The sequence below is a fragment of the Bdellovibrio bacteriovorus genome (assembly GCF_001592735.1).
Taxonomy (GTDB): Bacteria; Bdellovibrionota; Bdellovibrionia; order Bdellovibrionales; family Bdellovibrionaceae; genus Bdellovibrio; species Bdellovibrio bacteriovorus_D.
The window spans coordinates 1545782-1564495 of sequence record NZ_LUKE01000001.1; the positions used below are offsets into that span (position 1 = coordinate 1545782).

The window sequence follows — 18714 nt, forward strand, 5'->3', positions numbered from 1 at the left end:
ACGGGTACTTATGAATAAGATCAACCGCAAATTTGAATACGCTTTGATGGCTTTAAAGTACATGAGCCAAAAGATTCCTGGCGAACTGACGTCAGCAAAAGAAGTGTCTGATTCTTTTCATACTCCTTTTGATGCGACGGCGCGTGTGATGCAGCAAATGGCGCAAAAAGAAAACGGACTTTTGCGTGCAGAATATGGCGCTAACGGCGGGTATCAAATCAGCAAAGATTTGGCGCGAGTTTCTGTTTTGGATTTGATCGAAATGATCGAGGGTCCGACGGCCTTGGTAAAATGCGTGGGCGAAAAAAAGGGCTGCGACATTCAAGGAACTTGCAACATCGCATCCCCACTTCAACAACTTAATGATCGACTCAATGGCTTTTATGAAAACCTTAGCTTGAAAGAACTGCTCTTGGAAAAATCTGCGAACTCTAAAAAGGCGGAACTGCATGGATAATAATAAGTCCAACAACAATCCGCTTGAAAGTTATGAATACAAATACGGTTTTACGACCGATATTGAAACTGATTCGGTTCAACTGGGACTGAATGAAGATATCATTCGTTTGATTTCTGCTAAAAAGAACGAACCCGACTGGATGTTGGAATACCGTCTTAAAGCTTATCGTCATTGGTTGACGATGACAGAGCCTACGTGGGCGCATGTTTCATATCCAAAAATTGATTTCCAGGCGATTCGTTATTATTCCGCACCAAAAAAACAAACGGAAGAAGATAACAAACCCAAATCCTTAGATGATCTGGATCCCGAGTTATTAAAAACTTTCGAAAAACTGGGTATTCCATTATCTGAACAAAAACGTATCAGCGGTATTGCTGTCGACGTGGTTTTTGACTCAGTTTCTGTAGGAACCACGCATACGGATGTTTTAGATAAAGCCGGCGTTATCTTTTGTTCAATTTCTGAAGCCGTTCATAAACATCCAGAGTTGGTAAAAAAATATCTAGGTACGGTTGTGCCTTACACCGACAACTATTACGCGGCTTTAAATGCAGCGGTCTTTACCGATGGATCTTTCTGTTACATCCCTAAAGGAGTTCGTTGCCCCATTGATTTATCAACGTACTTCCGTATCAATGCTAAAGATACCGGGCAATTTGAAAGAACTCTTTTGATTTGTGATGAGGGTGGTTACGTAAACTACCTTGAGGGTTGTACCGCGCCTCAACGTGATGAAAACCAGCTTCATGCGGCCGTGGTGGAACTTATCGCTTTTGATGATGCGGAAATTAAATATTCCACAGTGCAAAACTGGTATACGGGCGACAAAGAAGGTCGTGGCGGTATCTATAACTTTGTGACTAAGCGTGGAAAAGCGGCCGGGAAGCGTTCAAAAATTTCTTGGACTCAAGTGGAGTCAGGTTCCGCTATCACTTGGAAATATCCGTCTTGCATCTTGCAAGGGGACTATTCTGAGGGTGCTTTTTATTCTGTCGCGTTGACTCACGATCGCATGCAAGCCGACACGGGTACAAAGATGATCCACATCGGTAAGAATACAAAAAGTACGATCATCTCTAAAGGTATTTCGACAGATTTTTCGTCAAATGCTTACCGTGGCCAAGTGAAAATCATGCCGTCAGCTGAAAATGCACGTAATTATTCGCAGTGTGATTCAATGCTTGTGGGTGATAAGTGCAGTGCCAGCACGTTCCCTTATATTGAAGTTAAAAATAAAACCGCAACGTTAGAGCACGAAGCAACCACTTCGCGCATCAGTGAAGATCAGATCTTCTATTTACAATCGCGCGGTTTGGATATGGAAAAAACAATCTCGATGCTGGTGAACGGATTCTGTAAAGAAGTTTTCAAAGAATTGCCTTTGGAATTTGCCGTGGAAGCCGTGAAGTTAATCGAAATGAAGCTAGAAAATAGTGTGGGATAATTATGTTAGAGATTAAAAACCTTCAAGCACGTGTTGAAGAAAAAGAAATTTTAAAAGGCTTGAACCTGACAGTAAAAGCCGGTGAAGTGCATGCGATCATGGGGCCCAATGGCTCTGGCAAATCGACTTTGTCTAAAGTTCTGGCAGGCCATCCGGCTTATGAAGTGACCGGTGGCGAAGTAAAATACGAAATCAATTTCATGATGCAAAGTCTTTTAGATCTTGCTCCGGATGAGCGTGCGAAAGAAGGCATCTTTTTAGCATTCCAATATCCGGTGGAAGTCCCAGGAGTTTCTAACTTCACCTTCTTGCACACCGCCTTTAATTCGGTTTTGGCCCATCAAGGTTCTGAACCCATGCCCGAAGGCGAATTCCGTGAATTCTTGGTTCAAAAATTAAAACTCGTTAGCATGAAGCCAGAATATCTGGATCGTCCCGTAAACACCGGCTTTTCAGGTGGTGAAAAAAAGAAAAACGAAATCTTGCAGATGGCAGTTTTATCGCCGCGTCTGGCGTTGCTGGATGAAACAGATTCAGGCCTTGATATCGATGCTTTGCGTGTGGTTTCGGACGGTGTGAATAAGCTTCGTCGTAAAGACAACGCCATCATCTTGGTGACGCATTACCAAAGACTATTAGATTATATTAAACCTGACTTCGTACATGTTCTTTTGAACGGAAAAATCGTTGAGACCGGTGACTCTTCTTTGGCTTTGAAGCTTGAAGAAAAGGGTTACGACTGGTTGATCAATTAATTTGAGGATGAATAAATGAGTTTATTTTCATCGTACGAAAAATTTAGCAAATCTTCACCAGCGGACGGGGCGCTTTTAGCATTCCGTCAGGCAGGTTTTGATTATGCTAAAGACAAAGGGCTTCCGACCCGTCAGAACGAAGACTGGCACTACACCAGTGTGAAGCTTCTGTCTGAAGCGGAATACACGGCAAGTACGCCTGAAGGATTTTTGCCGGCGCATGAGCTTTTTGTCGAAGTTAAGAAGTTCTTAAATCCTGATTTTACCAATTTTGTATTCTTTAACGGCGTATTTAATCGCACTCTTTCTGATGAAACTCCGAAGACCGTAAAATTTGAGCAGACAAAAAATTGGGCGACGACTTTTGCGGATGCGTTTGATGCGCTTAATGGTGCTTACTTGACGCAAAGTTGGGATTTGGAAGTTCCGGCGGAAACCTCTGTGGAAAAGCCTGTGAATTTCGTCTTTTTCTCTGCAAACAATGATGGTGTATCCACAATGATGCATCCACGTTTGAATATCAAAGTCGGCAAGCGCTCTTCGGTGCGTGTCCTAGAGAGCTATTATGGTTCTTCTTCGGGGGCTTACTTTGTGAATACTGTGACTCACTTACAAGTGGGTGAAAGTGCCAAAGCGACTTACATCCGTTTGCAAAATGAGCCGACCAATGTAGTTAACATTGGTCGCACCAATATTTCCGTTGATGCTAATGCGAATGTGGAAAGCCTGTCTTACGCAACGGGGGCTCGCTTGGGCCGCCATTCTTTGGATGTCGTTCTTAAGGGGGCGGGATCTCACAGTGAAGTCTTAGGGCTTTATTCAGTTTCGGGGAATCAACATGTGGATAACACCACGACGATTGATCATGCTATCGGGGCCTGTGATACCAATCAGCTTTATAAAGGTATCTTAGATGGCGAATCGCGCGCGGTCTTTAACGGTAAAGTTTTGATCCGTAAAGATGCGCAAAAAGCCAACTCGGCTCAGTTAAATAATAATCTGCTTTTAAGCCAAAAGGCAGAAGCGGACAGCAAGCCTAATCTAGAGATCTATGCCGATGACGTTAAAGCATCACATGGATCGACGGTGGGGCAATTAAATGCAGAAGAGATTTTTTATCTGCAATCCCGCGCAATTCCGAAAGAAAAAGCCATTCCGATGTTAAGTTATGGCTATCTTTCAGAAGTGATTTATAAAATTTCAGACGAGTCTATTCAGCACTGGCTGACTCGTCATTTGGATGAAGCCTTTAAGCGTTTGTCGATTCCTTCGGTGACGAAATAGGTTTTTAAGGTAGTTATGAGTGAATTAGATCCAATTTTTGCCTCTGTAAGAAATGAATTCCCAGCACTAAAGCAAAAGGTGCATGGGAAGGCATTGTCGTACCTAGACAGTGGCGCCACGACTTTAAAGCCGCAATCGGTGATTGATCGTATTACTCATTTTTATTCTTTTGAAACTTCAAATGTGCATCGTGGGGCGCATTATTTAGGGGATGTGGCGACGCAAGCTTTTGAGTCGGCGCGCACGCGTGTAGCAAAATTCTTAAACTCTTCACAAACTGAAGAAATCATTTTTGTTCGCGGAACCACTGAGGGTGTTAACTTAGTGGCCCATTCCTGGGGTTTAACCAACCTTAAAGCGGGCGATGAAATTCTGATCACCGAAATGGAACATCACGGAAACATCGTTCCTTGGCAAATTGTTGCTGAAAAAGTGGGGGCGAAGGTTTTAGCGGCTCGTGTTTTAGATAACGGCGAACTCGACATGGATGACTTTAAAAAGAAATTGTCGGGAAAAACCAAAATGGTCGCGTTTACGGCGTGTTCAAATGTTTTAGGTACGAACACGGACATGAAGCTTATGACTAAGCTTGCTCACGAAGTGGGTGCTAAGGTTTTGATCGACGGGGCCCAGATCGTTTCGCAAGTTCGTGTGGATGTTCAAGATATCGATTGTGACTTCTTTGTGTTTTCCGCACATAAAATTTTTGGTCCCTTTGGCTTTGGGGTGGTTTTCGGTAAAAGAGACATCTTAGATACCATGCCTCCGTACCAAGGCGGCGGCAGCATGATTTCTAAAGTCACCATTGATAAAACCACTTTCAATGATGTTCCTTTCCGTTTTGAGGCGGGAACTCCGCACGTAGAAGGTGCCGTGGGATTGCATGCTGCTTTGGATTTTGTAGATCGTATTGGTTTTGATAAAATCCATGCCTATGAAATGGAACTTTTAAAAGAAGCGACGACTAAGTTGTCAGCGATTCCGGATGTCGTGATTGTCGGAACAGCTCATAACAAAGGGCCGATTCTTTCATTTAATATTAAAGGTGTGCATCACTCCGATGTAGGCCAAATCTTAGATCAAGAGGGGGTTGCGGTTCGCGCCGGCCACCATTGTACTCAGCCGTTGATGGCAAGATTTGGCGTACCCGGGACTGTGCGCGCTTCGTTCTCAGTTTACAATAATCACGAAGATATCAACGCACTAGTAAAGGCCGTGGCCAAAGCACGGGAGATGTTATTATGAGCACCCAAGATGTCCTAATTCGTATTCAAGCAACCCCGAATCCAAACGCATGGAAGTTCGTTTTAGACCGTCCGGTTTTAACTGAAGGCAAAATGACTTACACGGATCCCAAAGAAGCCGATCAAAGCATTTTGGCTTCATCACTTTTTTTGGTTGAAGGTGTCCGCCAAGTTCACTTTTTCCAAAATGTGATCACGGTGACGCATAATTTTGATGCCGATCCTGAAGAACTGCAAAAAGAAGTTTGTTCTGTTATCCAGACACGCATGCCCGCGCACAATCCCAATGTCACGGTGATGGATGAAAAGAAAATGCGTCGGGCAGGACTGTCCCCTGAACTTCAGCAGATTGAAGAGATCTTAGACCACACGGTGCGCCCAGGTTTGCAGGGCGATGGTGGGGATATTGAAGTAGTTAAATACGAAGAGAATAAACTGTACGTGTTTTATCAAGGGGCTTGCGGCACATGCCCAAGTGCGACTTCAGGCACATTGATGGCGATCGAAGGCATTCTTCGTGATCAATTCAATCCGACAGTCGAAGTTATTCCGGTATAGAAAATTATCTGCGATGATTTTTAGAGGTGCCGAGTTGTTCTTCGGCATCTCTTTTCATATCTGGGGCAACGGCTTCCCAAGTGTCTTCAGGACGGCTTGGAAGGATCGCCGAACCACCTAAAACAAGTTCACCACGAGTGGCTGAAGCTTGCAAAGAGATCAGTTTCTGGGACTCTTTGGTGAAGCCTCTCACAGTCAGGCTAAGGTCTACGATCTGGCCTGTTTTTACGTTCGCGAGGGAATCTTTTACTGAACCTGATACGACTTGAACGCCTTCAGGCATGTGCCATGTGTAGTTCAAATCTCCTTGCAGGTCTTGGTTTACCAAGATTCTTCCGCGCAATACAGTTTCGCCGTCACCATCTTCAGGAATGCTTTCTGGTTTTGCGATTTCAACTTTTAAGAGGGCTAGATGTTTTCCGACCGGAGCAGGAATCCACGGAATTCTTTTTCCTTCTACAGACGCGGGGCCACGATGGGCGGCGCGCGCTTTATCTTTAAAGTAAGCGGCACCTGAAATCCCGAAGAGCAAGCCTAGAAGTAATACTGTTAAGGTCTTTCTGTTCCGCATAGCTGCTGGCTCCCGTTTTTGGTGATCGTGTAAGTCGCGTTGCCGTTAAGTTCATATTGAAGTTTGTTGTAAGCATTGATTTTTACATTCAACATGTAAATACCTGCAGGTAGACCCGAAAGATTGATGGTTTCGGCTCCGGAAGCATTGCGACTTGTTCTTGCGACAAAGTTTGAAGACTTTCCGGCATAAGCGTAGTCATCCTCAAAATACACGTAAGATCCATAATAAAGAATCAGATCCAAATTCAAAGTGGCACTGCCACTGGTGGTGTAGTTCATAGTGAGCGTCGCCGCTTGGCCGTCATGATAATACAGATAGAAGTCATTATTCATTTGTTGGTCAGAGCGCTTCACGGTGTCCCGGCTAGTCATCAATTTTTCAGTTGTTCCGTTGGTGAACGTATAACTGCAACCCGTTCCAGCTTGCAGATAGTAGGCATAGTTTTCTGTGGTCTTAGTCTGTTTTTCCTCATTTAGGATAGAATTCCACGCTGAGGATGAAACGCCATTTTTTGAAAGCATCCAGTTCATCAAACCCATATTGGAAATTGGGAATACGGTTGTATTTGCAAAGCTGTAATAAGCAGGGCTTGCGTGGGTAGAAACATTTTTTTCTTCACCAGAAAACACTTTCCAGACGTCCTTAAACAGAACGCCGCCGCCAGTTTTTGAGCCTGTGTAAATAGAGGCCGTATTGCGAGTCGACTTATAAAGGGAACGTGAAACGGAGACTTCACGGAACATACCAGTGCCGGCGGGGTCGGATGCTACACTGTCATATTGAGAGACGTCCGTGCCGTCTGCCGCAAGATTAAAGGCGATGGCAACACCCGCGTTGTTTCCCGAACCTTTATAACCATAGGTATCCACGTAATAGTGATAGCGTTTGGTCGCGGGGATGTCCGTTTCTAAGTAAGCGCCGTTAGAACCATTCGCGTCTGCGCCTGTGAGGACAGCTCCTTGGAAATAGTTCGCCCAACCCTCACTCCATGCTAAGCGCGCATCGATCACAAAGTTACCAGTGTGCGATCCGCCTGGGGATTGTGAGCTGCCGTAAACGTCTTCTAAAAAATGGCCGTATTCATGCAAGATCACCGAATCATCAAAGTGATCCGTGTCGGCAGACTTCACGTTGCCGCTGACTCCACCCAAGATGTAGAGTTTGCGATCACCCGGGGAATAAAACGACAGCGGTGTAGTGTTATTAAAGTAAGTGTAAGGATTAAAGCCGGCCTTCCAATAGACCGTGACCTTTTCGGCCACGAACCATTTATTGGTGTCGGCAACGGGTGTTCCGGCGACGTCACCGTTTTTATTGATGTTACGGCGCAGGTATTCGTTGGCTAAAAGAATATTGAACATGATGTTGAAAGCGCCGCCCTCAATTTTTGCGGAAAGACTTTCGTTAGCTTCGGCATATAAGGGAGAAGTGGAAATGTTCTTTGTGCCGGCAGCGATATCTGTCGCATCTATCGTGAAACTGCGAGAGATGTTGTACGGAGTATTAGAATAGATGTCTTCTAAGACACTAACCTTGATGTAATCATTTAAAGCGCGAGAGAAGACTTTTAATGTATAAGTGCCAGCGGTTTTTGGAATTTTAAATTCTGCAATACCCGCTGTTGTCGTTTCGCCTTGTTGGATACGATTTCCGGCAGCATCGTAAATATGAAACTCTGCAAATGGAATGGGGGCTGCATTCGCCGCGCTAACCACGGCGCCAAGACCGTTAGTGCTTGAGCCCGGTGTGAAGTCGAGCTGGCGGTAAAGGAATTTTGCTGACGCCGTTACTCTTACGGCAGAGGCATCCGCGATGTCCGTCGGTTTGCCATAGTAGGCTGGTTCAGGAGTTGCGGGTGTCGTGGATCCGTAGTCATTTCCCTGAAAGGAATTGCCACAGCCAACAGTAAATAAGAGTGTCAGGGAGCTAAAAGCACCCACCAGGATCTGGTTCAACGTCATGTTAAACTTATCGGGATCAAGGACTTACGACTGAACGAATGATCGGGAAGATTTTGACTCTATTTTCATTGAGAACTGGCGAAGTTTTAGTCAGCGTGTTTCATGCTGGGAATAGTGGATTGTCAGAGGAGAATTAAGTGCAGTTGAGGGGTCTCAAGAAGAGATTTTTTTAATGGTAGCACAATAAAAAAAGGCTCGATCAGCAACTCTGAACTAAACCTGTTTTAGCTAAGGTGGGTGACCATGGTAACGACTTTAGGCTTCTCAATACGAGTTGAGCTTGCACACCATCATCAGGGACAGTCCCCAAAAATATGCTTGTAAGGTTTAATTTCGATGAGCTTTACGCCGTCGAACCTCTGATTTCAATAATACCATGGATCCGAAATCCGTCAATCGAACCGGACTTTAACAAATCCCTATAACGCCGATAAATTCAATATGACGCCAGAAAAGCTAGATTTTATTTTTCCTTTCTTTGTTTTTTCCTATGGACTCATGATGGTTCTTGTGTTGGAGACCCCTGCCCTGGTGCGGCTTGGGGAGCAACGCTTAGGCGAGATCTATCACAATATGGCCAAACACAAATCCCTGGGTTGGATTTGTTTCTTTGTGGGGGGATTATGGTCGGCCCAGAATGTTTGGTACTCCTCTCTATAATTCTCCTGCTGAATGACTCTGGATGTATTGACTAGAATAGGCCTGGGGGCTAGCCTTCCCAGCCATGTCAGACATCCCAAATCAACCTTTTCGTAAGACTGCCTTAAGTGCTGAAACCGGCATGGAGCTCGCTCCGAAATCGAATGAGCCGTCGGTTCTTTCCGTGGAAGGATTGAATGTCTACATCAAGCAATTGCTTGAAGGCCAAGTGGGTATGGTGTGGGTGCGTGGGGAACTTTCTAATTTCAAAGCGCACACGTCGGGACATTTTTATTTCAGCCTTAAAGATTCAAAGTCTCAAATCACGGCGGTGATGTTCCGCGGGCATAATGCGCGTTTAAAATTTAAACCTACTGACGGTATGGAGGTTATCATCCGTGGTCGCATCACGGTGTATGAACCTCGTGGCAATTACCAGCTGATGTGCGAGATGATGGAGCCGGTTGGCGCCGGGGCTTTGCAAAAAGCTTTTGAGCAACTAAAAATGAAACTGAAAGGCGAAGGCCTTTTTGATTCAGCTCGGAAAAAACCGATTCCTACTTTGCCAAGACATATCGCGATTGTGACCTCCCCAACCGGGGCGGCGATCCGTGATATTTTAAATGTTCTTTCTCGTCGTGCAAAATCTGTCGAGGTCACAGTTGTTCCGACCATCGTACAAGGTGAAGCGGCGGCTCCCCAAATCCGTGAGGCTTTCAAAAAAGCCATGAAACTTCCAGGTGTGGATGTCATCATCATTGGTCGTGGTGGTGGATCGATTGAAGACATGTGGTGCTTTAATGATGAAGCCTTAGCGCGTCTTATTGCTTCAAGTCCTATCCCTGTGATTTCAGCTGTCGGCCATGAAATTGATTTTACTATTGCTGACTTTGTTGCGGATTTAAGAGCGCCAACGCCCTCCGCCGCGGCCGAGCTTGTCGCTAAAAGTTCGGCCGAACTTGCCAGCAAAGTAAAAGCGGCCGAGCGCATGTTGTATGTGAGCTTTGAAAAAAGAATGAAGCTTTTAATGGAACGTGTACGCAACCTTTCAAAACTTTTAGTAGATCCTCAGCGGCGCTTGCAAGATTTGGAATTGCGTAATGACGACCTTTTAAATCGTTTGGAATTTGCGATTCATCGCCGCTTAACAGAAAAACGTCATCGCGTAGAGCTTTTCACTCATAAACTTGGATCGCCTCAAGATCTTATCGATGAAAAGCGTAAAGAGATTGAGTTTTTAGAAACCCAAATCTCTAAGGGTATGGTGTTTTCCATGGAGCGAAGACTTGCGCGTCTTTCGCGTTTCATGGGCGTGCTTGATAGTTTGAGTCCGCTGAAAGTTGTGGAGCGCGGCTATTCCATCGTGAAAAAAAATGAAGAAGTTATTAAATCATCCCATCAAGTCTCTCAAGGAGATATGCTGGATATACGCTTGGCTCAAGGTTCGTTGACGGCAAAAGTAGAAAGCGTAAAGGAGTAAACATGGATTTCGAGAAAAAACTAAGCCGCTTAGAAGAGATCGTACAAAAAATGGAAAAAGGCGATCTGGCTTTAGAAGATTCTTTAAAACTTTTTGAAGAAGGTGTGAAGCTTTCTCGCGAGTGCCATTCGCGACTGAACGAGGCTGAATCAAAAGTAAAACTTTTGATGTCTGTCGGCGCTGACGGTAAACCGGTTGTTTCTGATTTCGCTTCAGAGGAAAACTAATTTTGGATTTAGCTCTGCAATTAGAAAAGGAAATGTCTTTGCGTGTGCAGACGGTGAATGAGGCCGTTGAAGCCTACCTGTCGGAAATATCTCTTCCGCAAGTCGAATCCATGCTTGAATTGCGCAAGTCCATGCTTTATTCCGCAACAAACGGGGGCAAGCGCTTCCGTCCGGTGCTTTCTCTTTTGGTAGCAGATCTATTTGGTGCTTCAGCAGAACGTGTTCTGCCTTTTGCTATTGCGGTGGAAATGATTCACACCTATTCCCTGATTCATGATGATCTTCCGTGCATGGATAATGATGATATCCGCCGTGGCAAGCCCACCAATCACAAAGTGTATGGGGAAGACTTTGCATTGTTAGCAGGCGATGCGCTTTTAACTGAAGCTTTTTTCTTACTCGCTGATAAATACGGCGATACTAGTCACTTGTCTGCGACTTTGATCAAACTTCTCTCGGAGGCCGCAGGCCTTCGCGGCATGGTCGGTGGTCAAGCCATTGACTTACGTGCGGGGAAAAAACGTTTTACTTTAGAAGAACTTACTCAGCTGCATTTGCTTAAAACCGGCGCTTTGATTCGAGTGGCGGCTGAAGGGGCGGCGATCATCGCAGGCGCAAGGCCCACCCAGATTGAAAGCTTAAGAAAATTTGGTGAAGGCCTGGGCTTAGCATTCCAAGTGGCCGATGATATTTTGGATCACGGTGAAAAAGATCAAGATGCGCGCAGCTTTACGGGTATCTTGGGCATGGAGCCGACGAAAGATTATTTGCGAAATCTAAGTTCGGAAATTCGGGCAGAGCTTCACAAGGTTTCTGGACAGGCTCCTCTTTTGGAATACCTGATTGATTTTAATCAAAACCGCAGTCACTAAAATATGAGCGACAAGGCAAGTTCAAAAACCCGATTAGATGTTTGGTTGATGGAAAAAGGCTTAGCCTCTTCGCGCACGCAGGCCCAAGACTTGATTGCTGCGGGTCAGGTTTTTTTACATTCAAAAAACGGCAAAAAAACTTTAAACAAATCTAGCTTTGCGGTTGAGCCTGAAATGGCAGATCTGATTTCGGTAGAATCGGGTGCGGCCAATCGTTTTGTTTCTCGCGGGGGATTAAAACTTGAAGGTGCGTTAGAACATGTGAAGTTAAACCTCCAAGGTCTTAACGCTTTAGATGTTGGGATTTCAACGGGCGGATTTACCGACTGTCTTTTGCAAAAAGGCGTTTCTTCGGTGGTTGGCGTGGACGTCGGCCATGGGCAAGTTCATAAATCTCTTTTGGGACATGCAAGGCTGCGGGTTTTTGAAGGCATCAATGCCCGAAGTCTCAGCCAAGAGCCGGGCGTTTTAGCCGCCAAACCGGAAGGTGGGTTTGATTTAGCCGTCATGGATGTCTCTTTCATCTCGATCACGCTGATCATTCCAGAAATTTACTCACTGCTTAAAAAAGAGGGTGTGCTTTTAAGTCTGGTTAAGCCCCAATTTGAAGTCGGGATTGACGGCCTCTCTAAGGGGGGTATAGTCAAAGATGTTTCTAAATACGCAGAGGTTGAAGCCAAAATCAAAGACCTATGTGCCTCTTGCGGTTTTAAAGTAATGGACTATTTTTCTTCATCGATTTTGGGAAAGGACGGGAACAATGAGTTCTTCATCTATGCTAAAAAGATCTAGCTTGGTTGTGATGTTATTATTCTTGGCAAGTTGCCAATCTATCCGGACACGCGAAGACATTCGCAAAGGCACTCACCCAGGAAAAACTTCTACACAGGGTACGATGTCACCGACCACTCCCACAGCGCCCTCAAGTCCTAACTTTGGTACACCACCTCCACCAGATGGTGACGGGGATGACGAAGACATGGCGGCAGCTCCGCCACCACCTCCTGCGCCGGTCATTCCGTCTATGCCGAAGATTGCATTTATCTTAGGTGGCGGGGGCGCAAAAACATATGCGCACGTGGGATTTTTACATGAACTTGTGCGTGCGAAAGTTCCAGTGCAAGCCATTGCCGGTGTCGAATTTGCGGCTCCTATGGCGGCTCTGTTTGCGACTCGTGAACAAGCCAACGACGTTGAATGGCAAATGTTTAAGTTAAAAGACGAAGAGGTTATTAAAAAATCTCTTTTAGGTTCGGTAAATAAAAACGGTGAAGTCACAGTTTTAAAAGAATTTTTGGGCACGGCTTTTAATCGCACGAAAGTCGAAGACTTCCGTATTCCTTTTGCCTGTCCGTCTTACAATTTAAAGAAAAACCAAGTATTCATGATGAATCGTGGTGGTTTAGACCAAATCATGTACACGTGCATGGCTTATCCGCCATTCTTTAAGCCTTACCAAAATAATATCGCCGGCATCCGTGATATTTCGGCTTTGGCGGCTTACTTACGTACCAAGGGTGCGAATTTCGTGGTCCTGGTGAACGTATTGCAAGCGCCGGGCGGCACGAAACCTTACACGATGGACGTAGCGGCAACTGACAACGTCTTATGGAGTGAGATCGGGGGCTTATATAATAAGCCTTTCACAGGAGTTGACACTGTGATCTCCCTAGATACGTCGGCTTATGGTATTATGGATTTTGAGAAACGTCGTGAGATCATGAGCAAGGGCGCAGACTCTGCCGCTAAACAGCTTAAAGTTCTAACGCGTAAATGGGGACTGTAGGAGATTCCAAATGAGAAAGCCCACTATTGATATGAATGTGTTTGCTCAACGTCGGGCAAACTTAGCCTCTAAACTTCAAGGCGCAGCTCTTGTGGTGGCTTCTCACCCGGAATACATTCGTAATGACGATGTTCACTATCCGTATCGCCAAGATTCAAACCTTTTTTATCTTACGGGCTGGGAAGAGCCAGAATCTGTTTTCATTTTCCGTCCGGGCTTAAAGCCAGAAACGGTGATGTTTGTCCGTCGTCGTGATCCAGAAAGAGAAACCTGGGATGGTTTCCGTTATGGGCCAGAAGGTTGTGAGCGCGAATTTAAAATTGAAAAATGTTATCCGATTGATGAGTTCGCTAAAGAAGCGCCAAAACTTTTAAAAGAAGTGGATAGCGTTTACTACCGCCAATTCAAAAATCAGGCGATGGACACAAAACTCAGCGAAGCGATGCAAGAAGTTGAGCGCATGAAGTCTCGTTCGGGTTACGGAATGATGCCAATGCATGATGCAGACATTCTTTTGGGTGAAGCACGTTTAGTAAAATCTGAATACGAACTTATCCAACTGCGCGAAGCTTGTGAAATCAGCGCGCAAGCTCACCTAGCAGCCATGCGTTTTACTCGTCCGGGTGTGAATGAAAGACACATTCAAGGTGTGTTGGCGCATCAGTTCTATATGCGCGGATCGGCGCGTGAAGGTTATAACTTTATTGTGGCGTCCGGGAATTCGGCGACGACTTTGCATTACAACTTTAACGATCAAGTCTGCAAAGATGGTGATCTGTTATTGATTGATGCCGGGGCGGAATACAATTACTACACCGGCGACATCACTCGCACCTTCCCGGTGAATGGAAAATTCACGGACGAACAAGGCCGGGTGTATGAAGCCGTTTTAAACGTTCAGAAACGTATTATTGATTTCATCAAGCCAGGTATTTTCTTTAAAGATTTGCATGAAATGGGAACATCCCTTTTAACCGACGCAATGTTAGAACTTGGTTTATTATCTGGTCGCAAAGATGATTTGATCCAAGCGCTTGCACAGAAAAAATACTATCCGCATGGCATTGGCCACTGGTTAGGTATGGATGTGCACGACGCGGGAATGTACGCGATCAAGGGTGAACCGCGTCCGATCGAAGCCAATATGTGCTTTACAATTGAGCCCGGGCTTTATATCCCCGCGGATGATTCCTCGGCGCCTCAAAAATATCGCGGTATTGGAATTCGTATCGAAGACAATATCCGTGTGACTTCTAATGGGTCAGAAAATATGACGTCTTCCGTGCCTAAAGAAATTACGGATATCGAGCAAGTCGTCGGTAAATCCTAAGCGTCCGAAAGTCGATCGCCGAAGTTCTTCGGCGATATCTTCAAAGCATTTAAAGATTGATACATTCTTTGCAAAAAAAGAAAGCGGCTCCAAGGCCGCTTTCTTAGGACTAGAGCATCCTTCTGAACAAGGAGAACTCTATGAAAAGTTGTCATACCACCAAGTATGAAGCTATTCGGTTTTTTAAAGAATTTCTTAAGTGGGCAGTGTTAGCGATATTTTTATTGCTAACCTCCTGCGGATAGATTGATTTGAACCTCTTAAGGGCTTAACTGTATCATTCTAACACAATCAAGCGAGTGGGCGCGCTCGGCTTAAAACCGAGGATAGAACTCATGGAAGAGGTGGCTTTGGGGTCACTACCATTTGGCGTCAGAAGAATTCATCGAGCAATTTGTAGAATTCCAACTTTTCTTCGTCTAATTTGGTGATCAATCCGTAAGATTCTAAAAACTCGGTTTGAAAGCTATCTCCTAAATTTCTTTCAAGACTATTAAAACATATAGCCAAGTCCTGATGCCTGTCGGCGACACCTGCGCGGCCCAGATCAATAAAGCCGCTGAAACTTGATCGTTCGGCAATAAGATTTGGCAGGCTGAAATCCCCATGAGTCACAACCAGGTCTTCGCTTTTAGGAATGTTTTTGTCTAACTCGACAAGCAGTCGTTCTAAACTCCAGCCTTTTCGGGAATCGTCAAAGTCTTCGAGGTCCACAAGTCCGTCGTGCAAGCGTTGCTTTGCCCAGGGTATTTTTACTTGCAGTTTTTGATCTAAGGGGCAGTTTGCATAAGGAATCATATGAAGCTGGCGCATCGCTATTGCACAAATGTTTACAATTTCCAGGTTTGAAAGCTCCGAGACCCAGGCGGAAAGGTCTTTCCCCTGCAGCGCACTAGTTAATAGATAACTAAAAGGTCCTTGAGAGCCATCAGCCAAAACTTCAGCCGCTGAAATATGTTGATTTAGCCACAAAGCTGCAGCGATTTCGTGAGTAAAATAATTATCGCTATTGTTGGCATGTGTTTTAAGAAAAGCTTTGTTTCCATTTTTAAGTGTGACCTTAAAACAAGAATCTCCGGACTCCCCGACGTTGACCTGCTCCCAAGGCATGTCGGCTTGGATTAGCTGGGTTATTTCTTCAGGAAGATGGCTTTTCATACAGTCGATAAATTCTTAACTTAAATAAACCTATGCGACTGCCAACCATGCTTAACGGCGTTGTCTTGCAGTTCCTGCTCCGTCTTAAACAACTTATCATCCCGCGAAGCCGCACTGACCGCCAGGCTTAAATGCGTGGCTGATTGCAAAAGCTGGTAATCACCCATCGTATTGCCCGAAGCAAAGAAAGGCTTTTTACCGCCGGTGTGTTCAAGGAGTGCTGAAACTTTTCCTTCACGGTAAGTGATCAGGCCTTTTTGACGATCGGTGACGATACCACCATCGACATGGGTTTCAATCCCGATCACGTTTTCCTTTTTAAGGCCTAACATTTCCGCACCGGGTTCCACCGCCCATTTTACCGATGCGGTGACCACGAAAACACGAACGCCTTTTGACAAGAAAAGATCGATCAGTCTTTTTTGTTCAATAAAAATGGGAACGGGTGCCGCTTTAGAGACGCCCTCCCGGGCCCAAGAGTGCACTTGCTCTAGTGTTTGGCCTTTGCAAATTTGTGCTAACCAAAGATAAGCTTTCTTTGGATCTACGGCTTTCATACTTTCATAATGGTTCCACGCATCCTTGGGCAGGTCGACAAGTTTGTTGTCGATCTGATAGTGGAAAAAAGTTTCGCCCAAGTCGATATCCCAAAGAGTTCCGTCAGCGTCAAAAGCGGCGATCGGTGAAGAATCCTCTTTCAAAACTTGGTCTAGTGTCGTATTTATGCGATTCCAAATGTCAGCGGAATAGTCTTTGTATTTCATAGGTGGTTAGTATGAAATAAGGACTGTCAAAAAGCCAGAGGAGATCCCGGCGCCATGAGCCTAATTTGCCGTATTGTTCAAGCGGATGATTTGCAGGATATTTTAGACCTGGAAAACAAAAAGCTTCAGGATGCATATCCGGATGAGATGGAACGAATGATGGCGGGGTGGAATTCTAAGCATCGCTTAGAGGCTCTGAACCATTATATCCCGTTAGGATGGAGCTTTTTGGCCCGCGACGAAGACACGGGCACCCTCGTTGGATATTTCATTGCACAACCTTTGCTGTTTTTGGATGGTCAAACCCAGTCTTTGTGGGTTGAGCATGTCCAATACGTGTCTTTACAAGCCCGCGATGAGCTTTGCGAGCTAGCCTACAAACTAGGTCGTGAAAAACATCTACAACGAGTCTATTTTCCGAACGATAATGGAGTTCCGAATTCGGTGAAATCTTTTAAGGCTGATACCTGGCAGCCGGGAACACTGGCCGTCAAAACGACGAAAGGTTAAAACTCATGAAAAACTTCTCCTTCGTAAATCGCATCCAAAACATCAAGAAAATGAAAACTCAAGAGTTTGATTTAGTGGTGATAGGGGGCGGGATTAACGGAGCAGGGGTGGCCAGGGACGCTTCGGCTCGTGGCATGAGTGTGGCCCTGGTTGAAGCGCGCGATTTTGCTTCAGGAACATCGTCGAAATCTTCCAAATTAATCCATGGCGGGATTCGCTATTTGGAAAACATGGAATTCAAATTGGTGTTTGAAGCGCTCAGCGAACGCACGCACTTATTTGAAATGGCACCACATCTTGTACATCCCTTGAGATTCATGATTCCCCTTTATGACGACAGTCGTGTGGGAATGTTTAAAATGGGCTTGGGAATGTGGCTTTATGATGCCCTTTCGCTTTTTCAAACACCCGAAATGCACGAGCGACTCAACAAGAAAGAATCTATGGATCGCATGCCAGCGTTGCGTCAGCAGGGACTTTTAGGCTCTTATATTTATTCAGATGCTTACATGGATGACGATCGCTTGGTGCACGAAACCATGCGTGCGGCGAATGAAAATGGCGCTTCGTGCGCGAACTATGTCAAAGCCACCGGGGCGGGTTTTAAAGACGGCAAAATAAATCAGGTGCATTGTGAAGACACGACAACAGGTGAAAAGTTCAGCATCAAAGCTCGTCACGTGATCAGCAGCACCGGCCCGTGGACGGATCAACTGGGTAGCAAAATTTTAAACAATTGGAAGAACATCCTGCGCCCAACTAAAGGAGTTCATTTAACTTTTCCTAAACACCGGCTTCCTTTATCAAGTGCCGTGGTTATGGGTGCAGAGAAAAGTGATCGCATCGTTTTTGGTATTCCAAGACATGACATGATCATCGTGGGAACTACTGATACGGATTTTAAAGAGTCTCCAGAAAATGTCAGCTGCACACCTGATGACGTTAAATATTTGCTGTCGATCACGGATCATTATTTTCCGGGTGCTGAAATAAAACACCAAGATATCATTGCGAGTTACGCGGGTGTTCGGCCGCTGGTAAATGACGGCTCTTCGACTGAGGGAAAAACCAGTCGGGAACACACGATCATCAATGATGAGCGTGGAATTACGTTTGTGGCGGGCGGAAAATATACGACGTATCGTTTGATGTGTAAGCAAACCGTGGATCATGCTTTAGAGTCCTTCACCTTCGAAGAACGTCTTAAGTTTGGTAAGTCTGACACCTTAAAGCCCTTAAATCAGTACACAGGACCTGAAATTTATCACCAAGCTCAAGGCTTAGCTTCAGCTTGGGCTAGCGACACGAGACGTCCGGTGGGTGAATTGAAGCTTTTGACTGAGCGTTATGGTCAAGAGGCCGCAGAAATTTTAAACAAATATCCTTCGCAATATACGTACTGGCAGCTTGAGGCCGCACAAGCGATTGATTCGACAATGTGCATGCACATGGCAGATTTCTATTCGCGTCGAGTGCCTTTATTTTTGGGTGATCGCAATCACGGCGTGCAATTTATTGACGAAGTTGGGCAGGTATTCCAAGAAAAGTTAGGTTGGAGTGACGAGCGCTTAAAACAAGAGGTGCGTCAGTTGACGCACTATATGGGCGATGAAGTCGAGTGGAAGAAGCACTTCTCCAACCAAGATCTTTAAAAAACGGGGACAG

General features: G+C 45.3%; 18 protein-coding genes and 1 other RNA gene. 14 read left to right on the top strand and 5 right to left on the bottom strand.

What is annotated here, in order from left to right; translation table 11 throughout:
* The first annotated feature begins 10 nt into the window (after window positions 1-10).
* Genes AZI86_RS07520 through AZI86_RS07545 form a run of 6 tightly spaced genes read left to right on the top strand, consistent with a single transcriptional unit; the run spans window position 11 to window position 5748 of the window.
* A complete protein-coding gene (locus AZI86_RS07520) occupies window positions 11-457 on the top strand; it encodes an RrF2 family transcriptional regulator (RefSeq protein ID WP_061834450.1) in 447 nt (148 codons plus the stop codon).
* Complete coding sequence (gene sufB, locus AZI86_RS07525) at window positions 450-1907, top strand: Fe-S cluster assembly protein SufB (RefSeq protein ID WP_061834451.1); 1458 nt, start codon at window positions 450-452, stop codon at window positions 1905-1907. The genes AZI86_RS07520 and sufB overlap by 8 nt, the downstream gene beginning before the upstream one ends.
* A 2-nt stretch (window positions 1908-1909) precedes the next feature.
* Window positions 1910-2662: a Fe-S cluster assembly ATPase SufC gene (sufC, locus tag AZI86_RS07530; protein WP_061834452.1), complete on the top strand. Its 753-nt coding sequence runs from the start codon at window positions 1910-1912 to the stop codon at window positions 2660-2662.
* Window positions 2663-2677: 15 nt separating this feature from the next.
* On the top strand, window positions 2678-3946 hold the full coding sequence (gene sufD / locus AZI86_RS07535; RefSeq protein ID WP_061834453.1) for a Fe-S cluster assembly protein SufD: 1269 nt from the start codon (window positions 2678-2680) through the stop codon (window positions 3944-3946).
* 15 nt (window positions 3947-3961) lie between these two features.
* On the top strand, window positions 3962-5191 hold the full coding sequence (locus AZI86_RS07540; RefSeq protein WP_061834454.1) for an aminotransferase class V-fold PLP-dependent enzyme: 1230 nt from the start codon (window positions 3962-3964) through the stop codon (window positions 5189-5191).
* The gene (locus AZI86_RS07545) at window positions 5188-5748 is read left to right on the top strand and encodes a NifU family protein (protein WP_061834455.1); all 561 of its coding nucleotides are present in this window, start codon (window positions 5188-5190) and stop codon (window positions 5746-5748) included. The genes AZI86_RS07540 and AZI86_RS07545 overlap by 4 nt, the downstream gene beginning before the upstream one ends.
* A gap of 4 nt (window positions 5749-5752) precedes the next feature.
* On the opposite strand, the gene AZI86_RS07550 is transcribed toward AZI86_RS07545, so the two are convergent.
* The 3 genes from AZI86_RS07550 to ssrS form a co-directional block, all read right to left on the bottom strand.
* Window positions 5753-6319: a hypothetical protein gene (locus AZI86_RS07550; RefSeq protein ID WP_061834456.1), complete on the bottom strand. Its 567-nt coding sequence runs from the start codon at window positions 6317-6319 to the stop codon at window positions 5753-5755.
* Window positions 6298-8283: a hypothetical protein gene (locus AZI86_RS07555; protein ID WP_061834457.1), complete on the bottom strand. Its 1986-nt coding sequence runs from the start codon at window positions 8281-8283 to the stop codon at window positions 6298-6300. The genes AZI86_RS07550 and AZI86_RS07555 overlap by 22 nt, the downstream gene beginning before the upstream one ends.
* A 214-nt stretch (window positions 8284-8497) precedes the next feature.
* Window positions 8498-8613, bottom strand: a non-coding RNA gene (gene ssrS, locus AZI86_RS07560) — 6S RNA.
* A gap of 394 nt (window positions 8614-9007) precedes the next feature.
* Here ssrS and xseA point away from each other — a divergent pair.
* From xseA to AZI86_RS07595, 6 genes are read left to right on the top strand one after another with little or no spacing between them, the layout of a single operon-like run.
* Complete coding sequence (xseA, locus tag AZI86_RS07570) at window positions 9008-10402, top strand: exodeoxyribonuclease VII large subunit (protein WP_061834459.1); 1395 nt, start codon at window positions 9008-9010, stop codon at window positions 10400-10402.
* A gap of 2 nt (window positions 10403-10404) precedes the next feature.
* The gene (locus AZI86_RS07575; RefSeq protein ID WP_061834460.1) at window positions 10405-10629 is read left to right on the top strand and encodes an exodeoxyribonuclease VII small subunit; all 225 of its coding nucleotides are present in this window, start codon (window positions 10405-10407) and stop codon (window positions 10627-10629) included.
* Window positions 10630-10631: 2 nt separating this feature from the next.
* On the top strand, window positions 10632-11501 hold the full coding sequence (locus AZI86_RS07580) for a polyprenyl synthetase family protein (protein ID WP_061834461.1): 870 nt from the start codon (window positions 10632-10634) through the stop codon (window positions 11499-11501).
* A gap of 3 nt (window positions 11502-11504) precedes the next feature.
* Window positions 11505-12293 (top strand): TlyA family RNA methyltransferase, encoded by a 789-nt coding sequence (locus AZI86_RS07585; protein ID WP_061834462.1) that lies wholly within the window; start codon window positions 11505-11507, stop codon window positions 12291-12293.
* Window positions 12262-13287, top strand: coding sequence for a patatin-like phospholipase family protein (locus AZI86_RS07590; protein WP_253715818.1), 1026 nt, complete (start codon window positions 12262-12264; stop codon window positions 13285-13287). Before AZI86_RS07585 ends, AZI86_RS07590 begins: the two co-directional genes overlap by 32 nt.
* Before the next feature lie 10 nt (window positions 13288-13297).
* Entirely contained in the window at window positions 13298-14617 is a 1320-nt protein-coding gene (locus AZI86_RS07595; protein ID WP_061834463.1) for an aminopeptidase P family protein, read from the top strand.
* A 372-nt stretch (window positions 14618-14989) separates the two neighbouring features.
* Here the strand turns inward: AZI86_RS07595 and AZI86_RS07600 are convergent, their stop codons facing one another.
* Both AZI86_RS07600 and AZI86_RS07605 read right to left on the bottom strand, forming a co-directional pair.
* Entirely contained in the window at window positions 14990-15775 is a 786-nt protein-coding gene (locus tag AZI86_RS07600; protein ID WP_061834464.1) for an APH(3') family aminoglycoside O-phosphotransferase, read from the bottom strand.
* A gap of 20 nt (window positions 15776-15795) precedes the next feature.
* A complete protein-coding gene (locus AZI86_RS07605; protein WP_061834465.1) occupies window positions 15796-16539 on the bottom strand; it encodes an HAD family hydrolase in 744 nt (247 codons plus the stop codon).
* Between the two features lie 54 nt (window positions 16540-16593).
* Between AZI86_RS07605 and AZI86_RS07610 the strand changes: the two genes are divergently transcribed.
* Together AZI86_RS07610 and AZI86_RS07615 are read left to right on the top strand one after the other, a co-directional pair.
* Window positions 16594-17049, top strand: a complete 456-nt coding sequence (locus AZI86_RS07610) for a hypothetical protein (protein WP_061834466.1) — start codon at window positions 16594-16596, stop codon at window positions 17047-17049.
* Window positions 17050-17054: 5 nt separating this feature from the next.
* Window positions 17055-18701, top strand: coding sequence for a glycerol-3-phosphate dehydrogenase/oxidase (locus AZI86_RS07615; protein WP_061834467.1), 1647 nt, complete (start codon window positions 17055-17057; stop codon window positions 18699-18701).
* Window positions 18702-18714: the final 13 nt, after the last annotated feature.

Excerpts from the sequence above, each read along its gene's own strand:
- AZI86_RS07520 (WP_061834450.1), top strand. The coding sequence starts at position 11 with ATGAATAAGATCAACCGCAAATTTGAATACGCTTTGATGGCTTTAAAG.
- sufB (WP_061834451.1), top strand. The coding sequence starts at position 450 with ATGGATAATAATAAGTCCAACAACAATCCGCTTGAAAGTTATGAATAC.
- sufC (WP_061834452.1), top strand. The coding sequence starts at position 1,910 with ATGTTAGAGATTAAAAACCTTCAAGCACGTGTTGAAGAAAAAGAAATT.
- sufD (WP_061834453.1), top strand. The coding sequence starts at position 2,678 with ATGAGTTTATTTTCATCGTACGAAAAATTTAGCAAATCTTCACCAGCG.
- AZI86_RS07540 (WP_061834454.1), top strand. The coding sequence starts at position 3,962 with ATGAGTGAATTAGATCCAATTTTTGCCTCTGTAAGAAATGAATTCCCA.
- AZI86_RS07545 (WP_061834455.1), top strand. The coding sequence starts at position 5,188 with ATGAGCACCCAAGATGTCCTAATTCGTATTCAAGCAACCCCGAATCCA.
- AZI86_RS07550 (WP_061834456.1), bottom strand. The coding sequence starts at position 6,319 with ATGCGGAACAGAAAGACCTTAACAGTATTACTTCTAGGCTTGCTCTTC.
- AZI86_RS07555 (WP_061834457.1), bottom strand. The coding sequence starts at position 8,283 with ATGACGTTGAACCAGATCCTGGTGGGTGCTTTTAGCTCCCTGACACTC.
- xseA (WP_061834459.1), top strand. The coding sequence starts at position 9,008 with ATGTCAGACATCCCAAATCAACCTTTTCGTAAGACTGCCTTAAGTGCT.
- AZI86_RS07575 (WP_061834460.1), top strand. The coding sequence starts at position 10,405 with ATGGATTTCGAGAAAAAACTAAGCCGCTTAGAAGAGATCGTACAAAAA.
- AZI86_RS07585 (WP_061834462.1), top strand. The coding sequence starts at position 11,505 with ATGAGCGACAAGGCAAGTTCAAAAACCCGATTAGATGTTTGGTTGATG.
- AZI86_RS07590 (WP_253715818.1), top strand. The coding sequence starts at position 12,262 with ATGAGTTCTTCATCTATGCTAAAAAGATCTAGCTTGGTTGTGATGTTA.
- AZI86_RS07595 (WP_061834463.1), top strand. The coding sequence starts at position 13,298 with ATGAGAAAGCCCACTATTGATATGAATGTGTTTGCTCAACGTCGGGCA.
- AZI86_RS07600 (WP_061834464.1), bottom strand. The coding sequence starts at position 15,775 with ATGAAAAGCCATCTTCCTGAAGAAATAACCCAGCTAATCCAAGCCGAC.
- AZI86_RS07605 (WP_061834465.1), bottom strand. The coding sequence starts at position 16,539 with ATGAAATACAAAGACTATTCCGCTGACATTTGGAATCGCATAAATACG.
- AZI86_RS07610 (WP_061834466.1), top strand. The coding sequence starts at position 16,594 with ATGAGCCTAATTTGCCGTATTGTTCAAGCGGATGATTTGCAGGATATT.
- AZI86_RS07615 (WP_061834467.1), top strand. The coding sequence starts at position 17,055 with ATGAAAAACTTCTCCTTCGTAAATCGCATCCAAAACATCAAGAAAATG.